This is a genomic window from Methylobacterium sp. CM6247, from assembly GCF_054817925.1.
The window spans coordinates 1,263,061-1,277,372 of the sequence record NZ_JBTXKX010000003.1 but is presented as its reverse complement, the minus strand read 5'-3'; the positions used below and the strand labels follow the sequence as shown (position 1 = coordinate 1,277,372).

The 14,312-nt window shown below is 67.1% G+C and carries 11 protein-coding genes; 8 read left to right on the top strand and 3 right to left on the bottom strand.

The features are described 5' to 3' along the window. Positions 1-110: 110 nt before the first annotated feature. Positions 111-1,022 carry a peptidylprolyl isomerase gene (locus tag ACYQOP_RS06875; RefSeq protein WP_311275605.1) on the bottom strand — a complete coding sequence of 304 codons (912 nt, stop codon included), beginning with the start codon at positions 1,020-1,022 and terminating at the stop codon, positions 111-113. A 232-nt stretch (positions 1,023-1,254) separates the two neighbouring features. On the opposite strand from ACYQOP_RS06875, the gene ACYQOP_RS06870 reads away from it, so the two are divergent. The 5 genes from ACYQOP_RS06870 (at position 1,255) to ACYQOP_RS06850 (ending at position 7,591) form a co-directional block, all read left to right on the top strand. Further along, positions 1,255-1,599, top strand: a complete 345-nt coding sequence (locus ACYQOP_RS06870; RefSeq protein WP_207411095.1) for a hypothetical protein — start codon at positions 1,255-1,257, stop codon at positions 1,597-1,599. Positions 1,600-1,718: 119 nt separating this feature from the next. Beyond that, positions 1,719-2,561, top strand: a complete 843-nt coding sequence (locus ACYQOP_RS06865) for an aspartate dehydrogenase (protein WP_461221823.1) — start codon at positions 1,719-1,721, stop codon at positions 2,559-2,561. A gap of 158 nt (positions 2,562-2,719) precedes the next feature. Continuing rightward, positions 2,720-5,617 (top strand): preprotein translocase subunit SecA, encoded by a 2,898-nt coding sequence (secA, locus tag ACYQOP_RS06860; protein ID WP_461221822.1) that lies wholly within the window; start codon positions 2,720-2,722, stop codon positions 5,615-5,617. Positions 5,618-5,676: 59 nt separating this feature from the next. Continuing rightward, a complete protein-coding gene (locus tag ACYQOP_RS06855; protein WP_461221821.1) occupies positions 5,677-6,516 on the top strand; it encodes an aldo/keto reductase in 840 nt (279 codons plus the stop codon). Positions 6,517-6,718: 202 nt separating this feature from the next. Then, a complete protein-coding gene (locus ACYQOP_RS06850; RefSeq protein ID WP_405030625.1) occupies positions 6,719-7,591 on the top strand; it encodes a cell wall hydrolase in 873 nt (290 codons plus the stop codon). Between the two features lie 10 nt (positions 7,592-7,601). Here the strand turns inward: ACYQOP_RS06850 and ACYQOP_RS06845 are convergent, their stop codons facing one another. Next, on the bottom strand, positions 7,602-9,539 hold the full coding sequence (locus ACYQOP_RS06845; RefSeq protein WP_207411098.1) for a potassium transporter Kup: 1,938 nt from the start codon (positions 9,537-9,539) through the stop codon (positions 7,602-7,604). Positions 9,540-9,898: 359 nt separating this feature from the next. Then, positions 9,899-11,221, bottom strand: a complete 1,323-nt coding sequence (gene ispG / locus ACYQOP_RS06840; protein WP_056422789.1) for a flavodoxin-dependent (E)-4-hydroxy-3-methylbut-2-enyl-diphosphate synthase — start codon at positions 11,219-11,221, stop codon at positions 9,899-9,901. A gap of 416 nt (positions 11,222-11,637) precedes the next feature. Between ispG and ACYQOP_RS06835 the strand changes: the two genes are divergently transcribed. The 3 genes from ACYQOP_RS06835 to ACYQOP_RS06825 all read left to right on the top strand — a co-directional run bounded on the left by ACYQOP_RS06835 (position 11,638) and on the right by ACYQOP_RS06825 (position 14,299). Beyond that, positions 11,638-12,747: a patatin-like phospholipase family protein gene (locus ACYQOP_RS06835; protein ID WP_461221820.1), complete on the top strand. Its 1,110-nt coding sequence runs from the start codon at positions 11,638-11,640 to the stop codon at positions 12,745-12,747. 49 nt (positions 12,748-12,796) lie between these two features. Continuing rightward, positions 12,797-13,438 (top strand): sigma-70 family RNA polymerase sigma factor, encoded by a 642-nt coding sequence (locus tag ACYQOP_RS06830; RefSeq protein WP_461221819.1) that lies wholly within the window; start codon positions 12,797-12,799, stop codon positions 13,436-13,438. A gap of 90 nt (positions 13,439-13,528) precedes the next feature. After that, positions 13,529-14,299: an anti-sigma factor family protein gene (locus ACYQOP_RS06825; protein ID WP_056422795.1), complete on the top strand. Its 771-nt coding sequence runs from the start codon at positions 13,529-13,531 to the stop codon at positions 14,297-14,299. The last annotated feature ends 13 nt before the right edge of the window (positions 14,300-14,312 follow it).

Sequence of the window (14,312 nt, the reverse complement as noted above, 5' to 3'; positions counted from 1 at the left end):
GCCTCCTCGCGGCATCGACGAGACGAAGGCCTGCCCCGGCGACGGGGCAGGCCTTCTTCGTTTTCGCAGACCGTCCGGATTCGGGAAGCCGAACTTCAGGGAGCCGAACTTCAGGGGGCCTTGGGCGCCGCGGCGGGCGTGGCCGCATCGGTGCGCTCGATCTTGGCGCTCTCGCGCAGCTTCAGGATGAGGTCCTGCTGCGACTTGCGGGTCAGGTACTGGTCCACCTGTTCCTTCATCTCGGCGAAGGTCGGCACCGGCTTGGTGCGCCGCTCCTCGACCTTGATCACGTGCCAGCCGAACTGCGTCTTGATCGGGTCGGAGACCTGACCGACCGGGAGCTTGAAGGCGGCCTCCGCGAAGGGGGCGACCATGCGCTCCTTGGTGAACCAGCCGAGATCGCCGCCCTCGGTCTTCGAGCCCGGATCCTTCGAGACTTCCGCCGCGATCTTGGAGAAGTCCTCGCCACCCTTGATCCGGGCCGAGATCTTCTTCGCCTCCTCCTCGTTGTCGACGAGGATGTGGCGGGCATGCGCCTCCTCCTCCGGCTTCATCGTGGTGAGGGTCTGGTCGTAGAGCGCCTTGGCGGCCTCCGGCGTCACCGCCTTCTTGGCCTCACGCTCCAGGTATTCGTCGAGGAGGAGCTTGCTCTTGAAATAAGCGAGCTTGCGCTGGAACTCGGGCGAGTCGCCGACCTTGGCCGCCTCGGCGGCCTGCGCGCCGACCTTGAGGTCGACCATGTAATCGATGAGCAGGTTCTTCTTCTGGGCCTCGTCGACGCCGGGCAGCGACAGCGCCGGGTCTTCGGCCGCGATGGCGAGATCGCCTGCGGTGACCGGCGAGCCGTTCACCTTGGCCACAACCGTCTCGGGCGGCAGCGCCGGCGCGGCCGGGGCGGAAGCAGCAGCCGGGGCAGGCGGTGTCTGCGCCAGGGCCTGCAGCGGCAGGGCCACGGAGGCGAAGGGCAGCGCAACGGCCAGCGCCAGGGCGCCCGAGCGCCGGAGAAGGAGAGGCGTCGTCATCAATGGGGATTCCTCGAACAGGTGGATGCCACGTCCATGAGGCTCTGTCCGGCCAGGTTGGAGACGTGGCAACAGCGAGCGGCGGGACGCCGCGGGCATCTGTGGGCGAGAGGTGGCGCGGGCAAGGGCGGAAGACAAGCGCATGTGGGGTTTCGGGCGAATCCGTCCGATCACGATAAAGCGGTCTTAAGCCCGCATGCGCCATCCTCTCCGGGCTTCCTGGGAGAGTGGCATGCGGACCAGCGTCATCATCACCACCGCTTGTCTCATCCTGTCCGCCTCGATCACGACGGCGCAGGCCCGCTTCAAGGGCGGACGCTCCGTTTCGGTCTCCCGTCCGGCTCCCTCTATCACTCCCGCCCGATCGGCTGCCCTGGGTGCTGGAATCGGCGCGTCGCGGCCCATCCGCTCCAGTGCACATGCGCCAGAGAACGATACCGTAGCGGGACGGGCCGTGACCTTGCGCCCCGTCCTCCCGGTCCCCGCGCCGGCGGCGAGGGAGATCCGCACGGCCGCGACATGGTGCGCCGACAAGCGCGTCGTCGGCACCGGCATGGGTTTCTGCGAGATCAACTGACGCCTGTATGTCCAGCGGCCGGCAGGAAGCTTGACAGGCCCGCGACCGAAGATTTCTTGAGATCGCGCAGCAGGGCGTTGAGCCGCGTCAGCCTTCGCCAGTCGTGGGGATACCGGCCCTTGTCTCTACTCTCCAATCTTTCGGCGGCGCGGCCGGATCGCCGTCGGCCGCTTCGTATCGCCCTGGTGGGCTGGGGAGCCATCGCGCGTCGGGTGACGCACCTTCTCGACGCTCGGGGCAGCGACGTCGTCCTGGCCGGCGTGGGGACGCGAGTGAGGCCCGATGAGGCCGACCTTCCCGCCTGGATCCGCTGGCTACCCGAACCGGCTGCCCTGGCCGGGGTCGAGCCCGACATGGTGATCGAAGCGGCCGGACGGGCGGCGGTGGAGCCCTGGGGCCTCGTGGCGCTCCGTCACGCCGAGAGCTTCGCCGTCTCGTCGACCAGCGCCTTCTGCGAGGCCGGTCTTCTCGACAGGCTCGTCGCCGCCGCGGAGGCGCATGGAAGCCAGATCCTCGTACCCACCGGCGCACTCGCCGCCGTCGACGCCCTCGCTGCGGCCTCGATCCTGCCGCTGGACTCGGTGACGCATCGCATCGTCAAGCCGCCCGTGGCCTGGATTGGCACCCCGGCGGCAGAGTGGATCGATCTCGATGGCCTGACGGAGGCCACGACCTTCTTCGAAGGGACGGCGCGGGAGGCAGCCCGGCTGTTCCCGGCCAACGCCAATGTTGCGGTCATCACGGCGCTCGCCGGCATCGGCCTCGACAGGACGCGGATCGCCCTGGTGGCGGATCCCCGCGCCACCGGCAATGGACACCGCCTCCAGGCGACGGGCGCTTTCGGGACCCTCGACATGAGCATCGAGAATCAGGCCCTGCCGGCCAATCCGAAATCCTCGGAGCTCACGGCCCTGGCTCTGGTCCGCATCATCGAGAACCAAAGAGCCGCTTTGGCGCTTTAGCAGATCGACTGCCGTCCGGTGACGAGCATGTCGGCCGCGCGCTCACCGGCTTTCGGAGTTGAAGGCAGTCCGCCCTTTCGGATGCGCCGTACAATATTTACCTCTATAAGCCCGGCCAACTCACGCCTTCTGATATTTCGATCGACCGCAGGTTCACGATGCTCGGCGCCCTCGCTAAGAAGATATTCGGCTCGTCCAACGATCGCCGCGTCAAGGGCTATCGCCCCCGCGTCGCCGAGATCAATGCCCTGGAGCCGGAGATCTCCGCCCTGTCGGACGAGGCCCTGCGTGCCCGGACGGACATGCTGAAGGCCGAGCTCGCTGCCGGGAAGACCCTCGACGATATCCTCGTTCCCGCCTTCGCCACCGTGCGCGAAGGGGCCAAGCGCGCCCTCGGCCAGCGCCATTTCGACGTGCAGCTCATCGGCGGCATGGTCCTTCACGAGAGCGGCATCGCCGAGATGCGCACCGGCGAAGGCAAGACCCTGGTGGCGACGCTGCCGGTCTACCTGAACGCCCTGTCGGGCCTCGGCGTGCACGTGGTCACAGTGAACGACTACCTCGCCTCTCGGGATGCGGAGTGGATGGGCCGGGTCTATCGCTTCCTCGGCCTCACCGTCGGCACCATCGTCCACGGGCTCGATGACGAGCAGCGCCGGGACGCGTATGCCTGCGACATCACCTACGGCACCAACAACGAGTTCGGCTTCGACTACCTGCGCGACAATATGAAGTACGAGCTTTCGCAGCTGTCGCAGCGCGGGCACAATTTCGCGATCGTCGACGAGGTCGATTCGATCCTGATCGACGAGGCGCGCACGCCGCTCATTATCTCCGGTCCGGTGGACGACCGCTCGGAACTCTACGTCTCCGTCGACGCGCTGATGCCCCATCTCGAGAAGGAGCATTACGACCTCGACGAGAAACAGCGCTCGGTCTCGCTCACCGAGAGCGGCAACGAGTTCATCGAGGATCTGCTTCGCGGCGCCGACCTGCTGAAGGAGGGTGACCTCTACGACGCCCACAACGTCAGCCTCGTCCACCACGTGAACCAGGCACTTCGCGCCCACACCCTGTTCACCCTGGACAAGGACTACATCGTCAAGAACGACGAAGTGGTGATCATCGACGAGTTCACCGGCCGCATGATGCAGGGCCGACGCTACTCGGAAGGCCTGCATCAGGCGCTCGAAGCCAAGGAGCGGGTGACGATCCAGCCCGAGAACCAAACGCTCGCCTCGATCACCTTCCAGAACTACTTCCGGCTCTATTCCAAGCTCGCCGGCATGACCGGCACCGCCTCCACCGAGGCCGATGAATTCGCCGAGATCTACAAGCTCGAAGTCGTCGACATCCCGACCAACAAAGAGGTCGAGCGCGTCGACGAGGACGACGAGGTCTACCGGACGGTGGGCGAGAAATACGACGGCATCATCGCCGAGATCGAGAAGGCGCATGCGCGCCACCAGCCGATCCTGGTCGGCACCGGCTCCATCGAGAAGTCGCAGCACCTCGCCGAGATGCTGACCAAGGCCGGCTTCCGCCAGCTCGACTATTCCGACCTGAACGCGCTCACCGACGTCTACGCCGCCGCCCGCGAAGGCCGCGTGACCAAGACCTTCGCCGTGCTGAACGCCCGCTTCCACGAGCAGGAGGCCTATATCGTGGCCGAGGCCGGCGTGCCGGGCGCCATTACCATCGCCACCAACATGGCCGGGCGCGGCACCGACATCAAACTCGGCGGCAACTTGGAGATGCGTCTCGAGAAGGAGCTCGCGGGCGTGCCCGAAGGCGCCGAGCGCGACGCGAAGATCGCGGCGATCAAGGCCGAGATCGAGGAGAACCGGGCCAAGGTTCTGGCCTCGGGCGAGCCCGCCGACCTCGCGGCCGGCCGCAAGAAGGCCCTGCCCGGCGGTCTCTACATCATCGGCACCGAGCGCCACGAATCGCGCCGCATCGACAACCAGCTGCGCGGCCGCTCCGGCCGCCAGGGCGATCCCGGCCGCTCGAAATTCTACCTGTCGCTCCAGGACGACCTGATGCGGATCTTCGGCTCTGACCGCATGGACGGGATGCTCACCCGCCTCGGCCTGGAGAAGGGGGAGGCGATCATCCACCCTTGGATCAACAAGGCGATCGAGAAGGCGCAGCAGAAGGTCGAGGCGCGCAACTTCGACATGCGCAAGAACGTGCTCAAGTACGACAACGTCATGAACGACCAGCGCAAGGTCGTGTTCGAGCAGCGCCGCGACTTCATGGGCCAGGACAGCGTGCGCGACACCGTGGACGAGATGCGCCACGGCGTCGTGGACGATCTCGTCGCCATCCACGTGCCCGAGAATGCCTATGCCGAGCAGTGGGACATCGAAGGCCTGCGCCTGCGCGTCGCCGAGGTGCTGAACCTCGACGTGCCGGTTGAGGATTGGGCCAAGGAAGAGGGCATCGCCGACGAGGAGATGCGCGACCGCCTGCGCACCGCCTCCGACGAGGCCTATGCCGCCCGCACCGAGAAGAACACGCCCGAGGTCATGACCTATGTCGAGAAGCAGGTTCTGCTTCAGACCCTCGACCATCTCTGGCGCGAGCATCTCGTGACCCTCGACCACCTGCGCCAGGTAATCGGCTGGCGCGGCTTCGCCCAGCGCGACCCGCTCAACGAGTACAAGTCCGAGGCGTTCGAGCTCTTCAACGGCCTCGTTGGCAGCCTGCGCGAGCAGGTGACCCAGCAGCTCGCCCGTATCGAGATCACCTATCAGGAGCAGGAGCCGCAGGGGGCGAACCCCTTCGCCAGCCCGGAACTGCCCTCCATGTTCGCCCAGCATCTCGATCCCGTCACCGGCGAGAACGAAATGGATTATGCCGGGCGCGGCACGGGCAGCGATGGCGGCGGCGGCCCGGCCTACGGCTATGCCGCGCAGGCGCTCTCCCCGGACACGGCGGTCATCGAGCGTGACCCGAACGACGCCACGACCTGGGGCCGCGTCGGGCGCAACGAGCCCTGCCCCTGCGGCTCTGGCAAGAAGTACAAGCACTGCCACGGCACTCTGACGGCCTGAGGCGGGCCCGCACGGCCGGACCTGCATCCGGCCGTGGGCTATTCGAAGGGGAGATCCGCATGCGGCAGACAACCTTCGGGCAGACCGGACGCCCCGTCTCCGTCATCGGACAAGGCACGTGGTACCTCGACGAGGCACACCGGCCCGACGCCGTCGCCGCCCTGCGGCGGGGCCTCGATCTCGGAATGAGCCATATCGACACCGCCGAGATGTATGGCGAGGCCGAAATCGTCGTGGCCGAGGCGATCGAGGGGCGGCGCGACGAGGTGTTCCTCGTCTCAAAGGTGTTGCCGAACCATGCCTCGGCCCGATCCGTCGTCACCGCCTGCGAACGCTCGTTGGCTCGCCTGAAGACAGACCGGCTCGACAGCTACCTCCTGCACTGGCGGGGTGGGACCCCGCTGGAAGAGACCATCGGTGCCTTCGAGGGGCTGATCCGGCAGGGCAAACTGCTCTCCTGGGGCGTCAGCAACTTCGACGTCTCCGACCTCGATGACGCGCTCGCCGTGGCCGGCGAGGGCCGCATCGCCTGCAACCAGGTTCTCTACCATCTCGGGGAACGGGCGATCGAACATGCCGTCCTGCCCTGGTGCGAGGCGCATGGCGTCGCATTGGTCGCCTACAGCCCCTTCGGCCATGACGATTTTCCGGGTCCGGACTCGGCCGGCGGGCGCGTCCTCGGAGAGATTGCCGCCGAAACGGGGGCGACGCAGCGGCAGGTCGCGCTCGCGGCGCTGACGCAGTCGCCCTCCATCCTGGCGATCCCGAAAGCTTCGCGAATCGCCCATGTGGAGGAGAATGCCGCGGCCGGTGACCTGATCCTGACGGAGAACCACCGGCAGCGTCTCGACGCCGCCTTTCCCCGTGGGCGCAAGCCCAAGCACCTGCCGATGCTCTGACGCAGGCACCCGTTCCGCATCGGCGACGAAGGCCGGGCGTGACCTCAGGACCACAGCGGCGGGAAGAAGCCCCGGTCATTCGAACCGTGTCCGAAAAGAAACCACATTTGCCGTCGAGCTAGACCGTTCGAGAAACGGACGGGAGCGAGACGGCATGGGGTATCCCCGATCGGCGACGACGGGACTTTACGGAGTCCTGCTGATGACGACGATGGGCCTCGGTGCCTGCAATTCCCCCACCACGACCGGCTCCCTCGGCGGCCCGGGCCTCGCGGCCAAACCCATGGCGGTGAGCGACCAAGAGCGCGACTGCCTCGGCCGCGCCATGTATTTCGAATCGAACCGCAGCGATTCCGAGGGCCTGCTCGCCGTCGGCACGGTGGTGATGAACCGCCTCGAAGCCGCCGCCTTCCCGAATGGCGGCATCTGCGCCGTCGTCGGCCAGCCCCGCCAGTTCGCCACCGGCGTGCTCACCAAGCCCATGGCGGAGAAGGACCTGACGAAGGTCGCAGACGCGGCCGACGCGGTCCTGGCCGGCCAGCGCCATCCCAAGGTCGGCCGCGCCATGTACTTCCACACGGCGGGCCGCACGTTCCACTACAACAACATGCATTACGTCGCGGTGGCCGGCGGCAACGCCTTCTACGAGAAGCGCAAGCCCGGCGCCGTAGAGCAGGCCCGCCCGCCGGCCGCCCTGGCCTATGCGGCCGCACCGACGCTCGCCGCCCCCGAGGCGGCCCCGTCCGCATCGGTCCAGGCCGTCGCGAATTCGGCTCCCACCAGCGTTCCCGTGGCAACGGTGGCCGCCGCCGTACCGGAGGTGACGGGCACCCAGCCCGCTCCAGCGATCCAGGCAGTCCAGGCTGAACCGGGTCGCGCCGTCGCCACCTCCCATGCGGCCGTGAGCCAGGGAGCGCATTCCAAAACCTCACCGAAACCGGCGACGACAACGCGGGTCGCTCATGCCCAGGGTCCGGCTGCCAGAGGCTCGGCGGGCAAAAGCCCGGCGACGCTGGCAGCGCTCGCCCCGGAAGCGCCCCCGCCGCCGCCCATCATCAACCTGCCGAGGCCGTGACCCGGCCGGTTCAGACGGTGACCTGAGTCCCCACTTCCACGACACGGCCGGTGGGGATCTGGAAGAAGTCGGTGGCGTCGTTGGCGTTCTTGGCCAGCGTGATGAAGATCCGGTCCTGCCAGAGCGGCATGCCGGAATGTGCCGCCGGGCGGATCGAGCGGCGCGACAGGAAGAACGACGTCGCCATGATGTCGAACTTGAAGCCCTGCTTCTTCAGGAGCGTCAGCGTCCGCGGGATGTTCGGCGTTTCCATGTAGCCGAACTTCATCACGATCTTCGAGAAGTGCGGGCCGATCGGTTCCATGCGGATGCGGTCCGCATCGCTGGAGCGCGGCGTGTCCACGGTCTCCACCGTCAGGATGACGTTCTTCTCGTGCAGCACCTTGTTGTGCTTGAGGTTGTGCAGCAGGGCCGCCGGAGCGATCGACGGGTCGCTGGTGAGGAACACCGCCGTGCCGCGCACATGGTGGGGCGGGCTCTTCTCCAGCATGCCGACGAGTTCGAGCAGCGGCACGTCGGTCTTGCGGGTCTTGTTGAACAGGATGTTCACACCCCGCACCCAGGTCCACATCACGATGATGAGCATCCCGGCCAGCACGAGTGGCACGTAGCCGCCCTCGAACACCTTGAGCATGTTCGAGAGCAGGAACAGGAACTCGATGACGATGAACGGCATGATCGCGGCGGCGGCGGCGATCGGCGACCATTTCCACGACTTCCAGAGCACGATGAAGCCCATGCTCGCGGTGAGCAGCATCGTCCCCGTCACGGCGATGCCGTAGGCGGAGGCCAGCGCCGAGGAGGAGCGGAACAGCACGGCCAGCACCACCACGCCGATCAGCAGCAGAATGTTCACCTGCGGCAGGAAGATCTGGCCCGAATGCGATTCCGACGTGTGGCGGATTTCGAGGCGTGGCAGCAGCCCGAGCTGGATCGCCTGGCGCGACAGCGAGAACGCACCGGTGATGACAGCCTGGCTCGCGGTGACGGTGGCGATGGTCGCCAGGATCACCATGGGCAGAAGACCCCATTCGGGCACGAGCTGGTAGAACGGGTCGGTCGTGTCCGGCGCGTTGAGGACCAGCGCCGTCTGGCCGAGATAGTTCAGGGTCAGGCACGGGGCCACGAGGCCGAGCCAGGCCACCTGGATCGGCCGGCGTCCGAAATGCCCGAGATCGGCGAACAGCGCCTCGGCGCCGGTCACCGCCAGGAACACCGCGCCCAGCGCCACCAGGGCCCCGGTACCGTGGCCGAGGAGGTAGTGCAGCGCGTACCAGGGATTGAAGGCCTGGAAGACCTCCGGGCGCGAAACGATGTGCGGCAGGGCCGCGAGCCCCAGCGCCAGGAACCACACCACCATGATCGGGCCGAAGAAGGCCGCCACCTTGCTGGTGCCCCGGCTCTGCACCATGAACAGGGCGAAGATGATCGCCACCGTGATCGGCAGGACGTAATGCTCGAAGGCCGGGGTGACGAGCTTCAGCCCCTCCACCGCCGAGAGCACGGAGATGGCCGGCGTGATGACGGCGTCGCCGTAGAACAGGGATGCGCCGAGCAACCCGAGCATGAACACGATGCGCGACCCGCCCAGCGCCTTGCGGGCCAATGCCATCAGCGAGAGGATGCCGCCCTCGCCGTTATTGTCCATGCGCAGCAGGATGACGACGTACTTGATCGTGACGATCAGCAGCAGCGCCCAGAGGATCAGCGACGTCGTGCCGAGAACTTCCTCGGTCAGCAAGATGCCGTCGGCCCTCGCCGGGCCGAGCGCCTCGCGGAACGCATAGAGCGGGCTGGTGCCGATATCGCCGTAGACGACGCCGACCGAGCCGACGACCAGCGTCCAGAAGCTCGTCTTCCCATGCCCATGCTCGCTTGGCCCTGTCTCGGGACGAGCCGCGGGGTCGGGCTGAGCGCCGGGTACGCTCGGGGTGGCGGTTTGCGTCATGCGCTGTGATCAGGCTTCTGCGACGGGAAAGGGAATCGAACGAGGAGGCTTGGCTTTACGCTGGACTTCGACCGAGGGACCTTGGCGACCGACCTAGCGACCATCCGGATCGTGGAGGCCCTGTCTCCCGCCTCGCCCCGGCAACTCGCTGCCAGCCTGGCGACCCAAATCAGTGAGCGCGCATCTCCGCAGGACACCTCTGGGGAGGAGACCTGCGCGAAGCATGCCAGATCCGTATCACGCGGGCAGGGGGTCGAGAACGACGAACCCGTGACGAAGAAACCCTCTCCCGCGGTAGGTCGAGCGAATGCGTCCCGCGGCTGCACGACGCGGGACGCTAATCCTCACGACGGAGGATCTCACTCGGCGGCGGTGCGGGCACCCTGGCCGAAACGGCGCTCGATGTAATCGATCACCACCGTCTCGAAATCCTTGGCGAGCGTGGCACCGCGCAGGGTCATCGCCTTCTTGCCGTCGATGAAGACCGGAGCGGTGGGGGTCTCTCCGGTGCCGGGAAGCGAGATGCCGATATCGGCATGCTTCGATTCGCCGGGGCCGTTGACGATGCAACCCATCACCGCGACGTTCAGACCTTCGACGCCCGGATAGGTCTTCTTCCATTCCGGCATCGAGGTGACGATCCAGTTCTGGATGTCGCGGGCGAGTTCCTGGAACGTCGTCGAGGTGGTGCGGCCACAGCCGGGGCAGGCAGCGACCATCGGCACGAAGGTGCGGAAGCCCATCGTTTGCAGGAGTTCCTGAGATGCCTTGACCTCGACGGTCCGGTCACCGCCGGGCTCGGGCGTCAGCGAATAACGGATCGTGTCGCCGATGCCTTCCTGCAGAAGCACGCCGATGGCCGCCGAGGCCGCCACCAGCCCCTTCGAGCCCATGCCAGCTTCGGTGAGGCCGAGATGGATCGCGTAATCCGAGCGCCGGGCGACTTCGCGGTAGACCGCGATCAGATCCTGCACCGCCGAGACCTTGGCCGAGAGGATGATCCGGTTCTTGGGGAGACCGAGCTCTTCGGCCCGCTGGGCCGAGGACAATGCCGAGCGCACCATGGCCTCGCGCATCACGGCGCGGGCATCGATGGGACGCGCGGACCGGGCGTTCTCGTCCATCAGATGGGTGAGCAGCGCCTCGTCGAGGGAACCCCAATTGGCGCCGATGCGAATGGTCTTGCCGTAGCGGACCGCCTGCTCGACGATGGTCGAGAACTGCGTGTCCTTCTTCTCCTTGAAACCGACATTGCCCGGATTGATCCGGTATTTCGCCAGTGCCTCGGCACAGGCCGGATGATCGGAGAGGAGCTTGTGGCCGATATAGTGGAAGTCGCCCACCAGCGGCACGTGAACGCCGATGCGGGCGAGACGGTCACGGATCTTCGGGACGGCGGCGGCGGCCTCGTCGCGGTCGACCGTGATGCGCACGAGTTCGGAGCCCGCCCGCGACAGGGCGGCGACCTGTGCCACGGTGGCGTCGATATCCGCCGTGTCGGTATTGGTCATCGACTGGACGACGACCGGAGCGCCACCGCCGACGGTGACCGCTCCCTCGCCCTCGCCGACAGTCACGCCCACCGTGCGGTGGCGCGGCGCGGGACCGGCGATCTCCGGGCCGGTAATCGAGATGCCGGGGCCGAACGAATCGGCTGGGGTGGCTTCCATCATGGCGTCCATCGCTGACCTTACCTATGGCCTGGCCTGCCCTGGAGCGAGCGCCCGGCCATGGTCGTCTGGTATCGAATTCTACCGATCCTTTGCGAAGATCGGGTGAAGAGCCCGGTGACCGAGGGCTCTGCCGGTTAGCTGAGATGGGGCGTCGCGTGCGTCAAGCCCGCTGACCGCATGGGAGAACCACGGGGCAGGACGGACCGCGCACGAGACTTTGGCCCAGCGTCGGGTGACATGTCTTATCCCATGGGCGATGTCGAGGGAATTGGCGCAGTGCGACATGTGAGTCACAGGGGCGTCCCACGCGGAACCGATCCATGCAGCCACCGGTTTGCTGCCCTGCGACCTTTGATGCTGCATTGCAGCATGCCCATGTGCACCCTCTCGATGCGCCTGTGCAAACCCGCCACGTGGAGCTGACGATGCTCGAATCCGAACCTTCCTCCCCGGTCGATTCGCCCTCTACCGATAGGGAAGTGGCCCAGTCGCGGCCCGTCTCGCGTCCAGCCGTCAGCCTTGCCGGTCCGAAAGCCGAGAAGACCGTGGCCCTGGCCCTGCAGGGCGGCGGCGCCCATGGCGCCTTCACCTGGGGCGTGCTGGATGCCCTGATCGAGGATGGACGTCTCGCCTTCGAGGCTGTCACGGGTGCCAGCGCCGGCGCGATGAACGCGGTCGTGATGGTCGACGGATGGATCGCCGGAGGGCCGGAGGGCGCCCGCGCCGCTCTCGACCGGTTCTGGCGTGAGGCGAGCCTCGACGGCGATTTGTGGCCGGCCCAGCGCGGGCTGTTCGACCAGCTGTTCGATCTCTGGAGCCAGAACCCGATCCTGGACTTCTGGACCAGGGCGCTCAAGACCAGCCCATACGTCTCCAACCCGCTCAACGTGAACCCGCTACGCAAGGCCCTGGCCAAGCACGTGGATTTCGAACGCCTCCGGGCGGCGGAGACCGCCGGGATCTATGTCTCGGCCACCAATGTCTGGACGGGCAAGCTGGCCGTCTTCGAGCGGGATACCTTGAGCATCGATCACCTGATGGCCTCGGCCTGCCTGCCCACGGTGTTCCAGGCGGTGGAGATCGACGGCGTGCCCTATTGGGATGGCGGCTATCTCGGCAATCCGCCGATCTACCCACTCTTCCACGGTGCCCAGACGCGCGACGTGGTGCTGGTCCAGATCAACCCCGTGGAGCGCCGCGAAACTCCGCGTTCGCGCGAAGAGATCCAGGACCGGCTCAACGAGATCACCTTCAACGCCAACCTGATGCGTGAATTGCGCGCCATCGATTTCGTCGACGGCCTGATCGAGGACGGGGTGCTCGGCCGCAACGACTACCACCGCATGCTGGTCCATCGCATCGACGGGACCGGCGCCCTCGACGATTACAAGGCGTCCTCGCGGATGGATGCGCGGCTCGGCGTGTTCGAAGGCCTCCGCGACAAGGGCCGCGCGGCGGCGCAAGCCTGGCTCGCCGAGCATTACGAGGGGATCGGACGGACTTGCACGCTGAATCTCAAGGCGACCTATCAATAGGGTGCCGCCCGGTCGGATTAGCCGGCCGGGCTCGCGCGTTAACTGATTCATGACGGCCGAACCGACTCAGACCGCCTCCTCCATCGTCGACCTTCTGGTCCCCTTGCGACGCTATGCGCGCTCGTTGACGCGCGACACGCTGAAAGCCGACGATCTCGTCCACGACACCCTCGTCCGCGCGTTGGAATCCGGCCTCTCCGTGAGGCCGAACACCAACCTGCGGACCTGGATGATGACGGTCCTGCACAACGTCTTCATCGACGACCAACGCCGCAAGCGGGTGGAAGCCCGCCACGCCGAATCCCTCGTCCAGATGAGCGACGAGAGCGTACCGCCGTCCCAGGAAGGGCAGGTGCGCCTCGCCCAGATCCGCCAGGCCTTCCTCACATTGCCCGAGGAGCAGCGCGCCGCGCTCCATCTCGTGACCCTCGAGGGCATGGCCTATGCCGACGCGGCGGCGGTGCTCGGTATTCCCATCGGCACTCTGATGTCGCGACTCGGGCGTGGCCGCGCGGCCCTGCGCGCTTTTGAGGAAGGCGAGGCCAGCAGCGGCCGAAGCCGTTCCGGTTCTTCGCCCGGATCAGGTTCGGGCAAGCCCGAGCGGCCGCATCTCCGCCTCGTCAGCGACTGGAACGGCCAGGATACGAGGCAGGACATCCGGCTCGCATCCAAGGCCATGGGCGGTCCGTAACCGCACCGAATTCGAGGGCACTCGGTGACGAGTGTCAGGACTGCATGAAAGCGTCACCGCTTTCGATCGTTGAACTGGATACCGACCGTCATGATCGACCCGATCACCGACAGTGACCTCGCCGCCTTCGTCGACGGACAGCTCGACGTCATGCGCCGGCTCGAGGTGGAATCCTATCTCGCCCAAACGCCGGCGGCTGCCGCGCGGGTGATGGCCGAGATGCATGACAGGGACGCCCTGCGTCAGGCCTTCGCGCAGCTGCCCGGGCCGGGTCCGGAGCGCAACCGCGCGGCGGCCCGCCGCCTCGACCGATCCATGGCATGGCGGCGCGCCGGTGAGCGGCTGAAGCGTGCGGCGGTGATCGTGCTCCTCGTGGGCGCCGGCTGGATCGCGCATTCGGATACGGGCGTGTTCGGCGTGCCCGACACCTTCGCCGCACCGGTCGACCCTGCCCTGGTCGCCGATGCGCGCCAGGCCAGGGAAGTGGCCCATATCCGCGCCCGCCTCGGCTCGCCCGCCTCGCCGAGCTACGACAAGGCTGGCATCTCGAGTGCCACCGGCATCGTCCTGCCGGACCTGCCGGGGGATTGGTCGGTGCGCGATGTCCAGATCGTGCCCGCCCGTCACGGGGCCGGGGTGGAGGTCATGATCGACGCCCCCGATCTCGGCGAAGTCTCGCTGTTCGCAGCGCGGGGCACCAGCGAGGCGGCCTTCACCGGCGAGGTGGCGAGCCCGGGCGACGGGGAGACCGTCTACTGGACGGCGGGCCGCTCGGTCTATGCTCTCAGCGGCAACGGCCACCAGAGCGCGCTGCAAGAGGCGGCGCGTCGCCTCGCCTCGATCGATCCCGCCAAGCGCTGAGCCGGCGGATATC

Coding starts and splice junctions, on each gene's coding strand:
- secA (WP_461221822.1), top strand. CDS start 2,720: ATGCTCGGCGCCCTCGCTAAGAAGATATTCGGCTCGTCCAACGATCGC.
- ispG (WP_056422789.1), bottom strand. CDS start 11,221: ATGGACGCCATGATGGAAGCCACCCCAGCCGATTCGTTCGGCCCCGGC.
- ACYQOP_RS06850 (WP_405030625.1), top strand. CDS start 6,719: ATGACGACGATGGGCCTCGGTGCCTGCAATTCCCCCACCACGACCGGC.
- ACYQOP_RS06875 (WP_311275605.1), bottom strand. CDS start 1,022: ATGACGACGCCTCTCCTTCTCCGGCGCTCGGGCGCCCTGGCGCTGGCC.
- ACYQOP_RS06855 (WP_461221821.1), top strand. CDS start 5,677: ATGCGGCAGACAACCTTCGGGCAGACCGGACGCCCCGTCTCCGTCATC.
- ACYQOP_RS06830 (WP_461221819.1), top strand. CDS start 12,797: ATGACGGCCGAACCGACTCAGACCGCCTCCTCCATCGTCGACCTTCTG.
- ACYQOP_RS06870 (WP_207411095.1), top strand. CDS start 1,255: ATGCGGACCAGCGTCATCATCACCACCGCTTGTCTCATCCTGTCCGCC.
- ACYQOP_RS06845 (WP_207411098.1), bottom strand. CDS start 9,539: ATGACGCAAACCGCCACCCCGAGCGTACCCGGCGCTCAGCCCGACCCC.
- ACYQOP_RS06825 (WP_056422795.1), top strand. CDS start 13,529: ATGATCGACCCGATCACCGACAGTGACCTCGCCGCCTTCGTCGACGGA.
- ACYQOP_RS06835 (WP_461221820.1), top strand. CDS start 11,638: ATGCTCGAATCCGAACCTTCCTCCCCGGTCGATTCGCCCTCTACCGAT.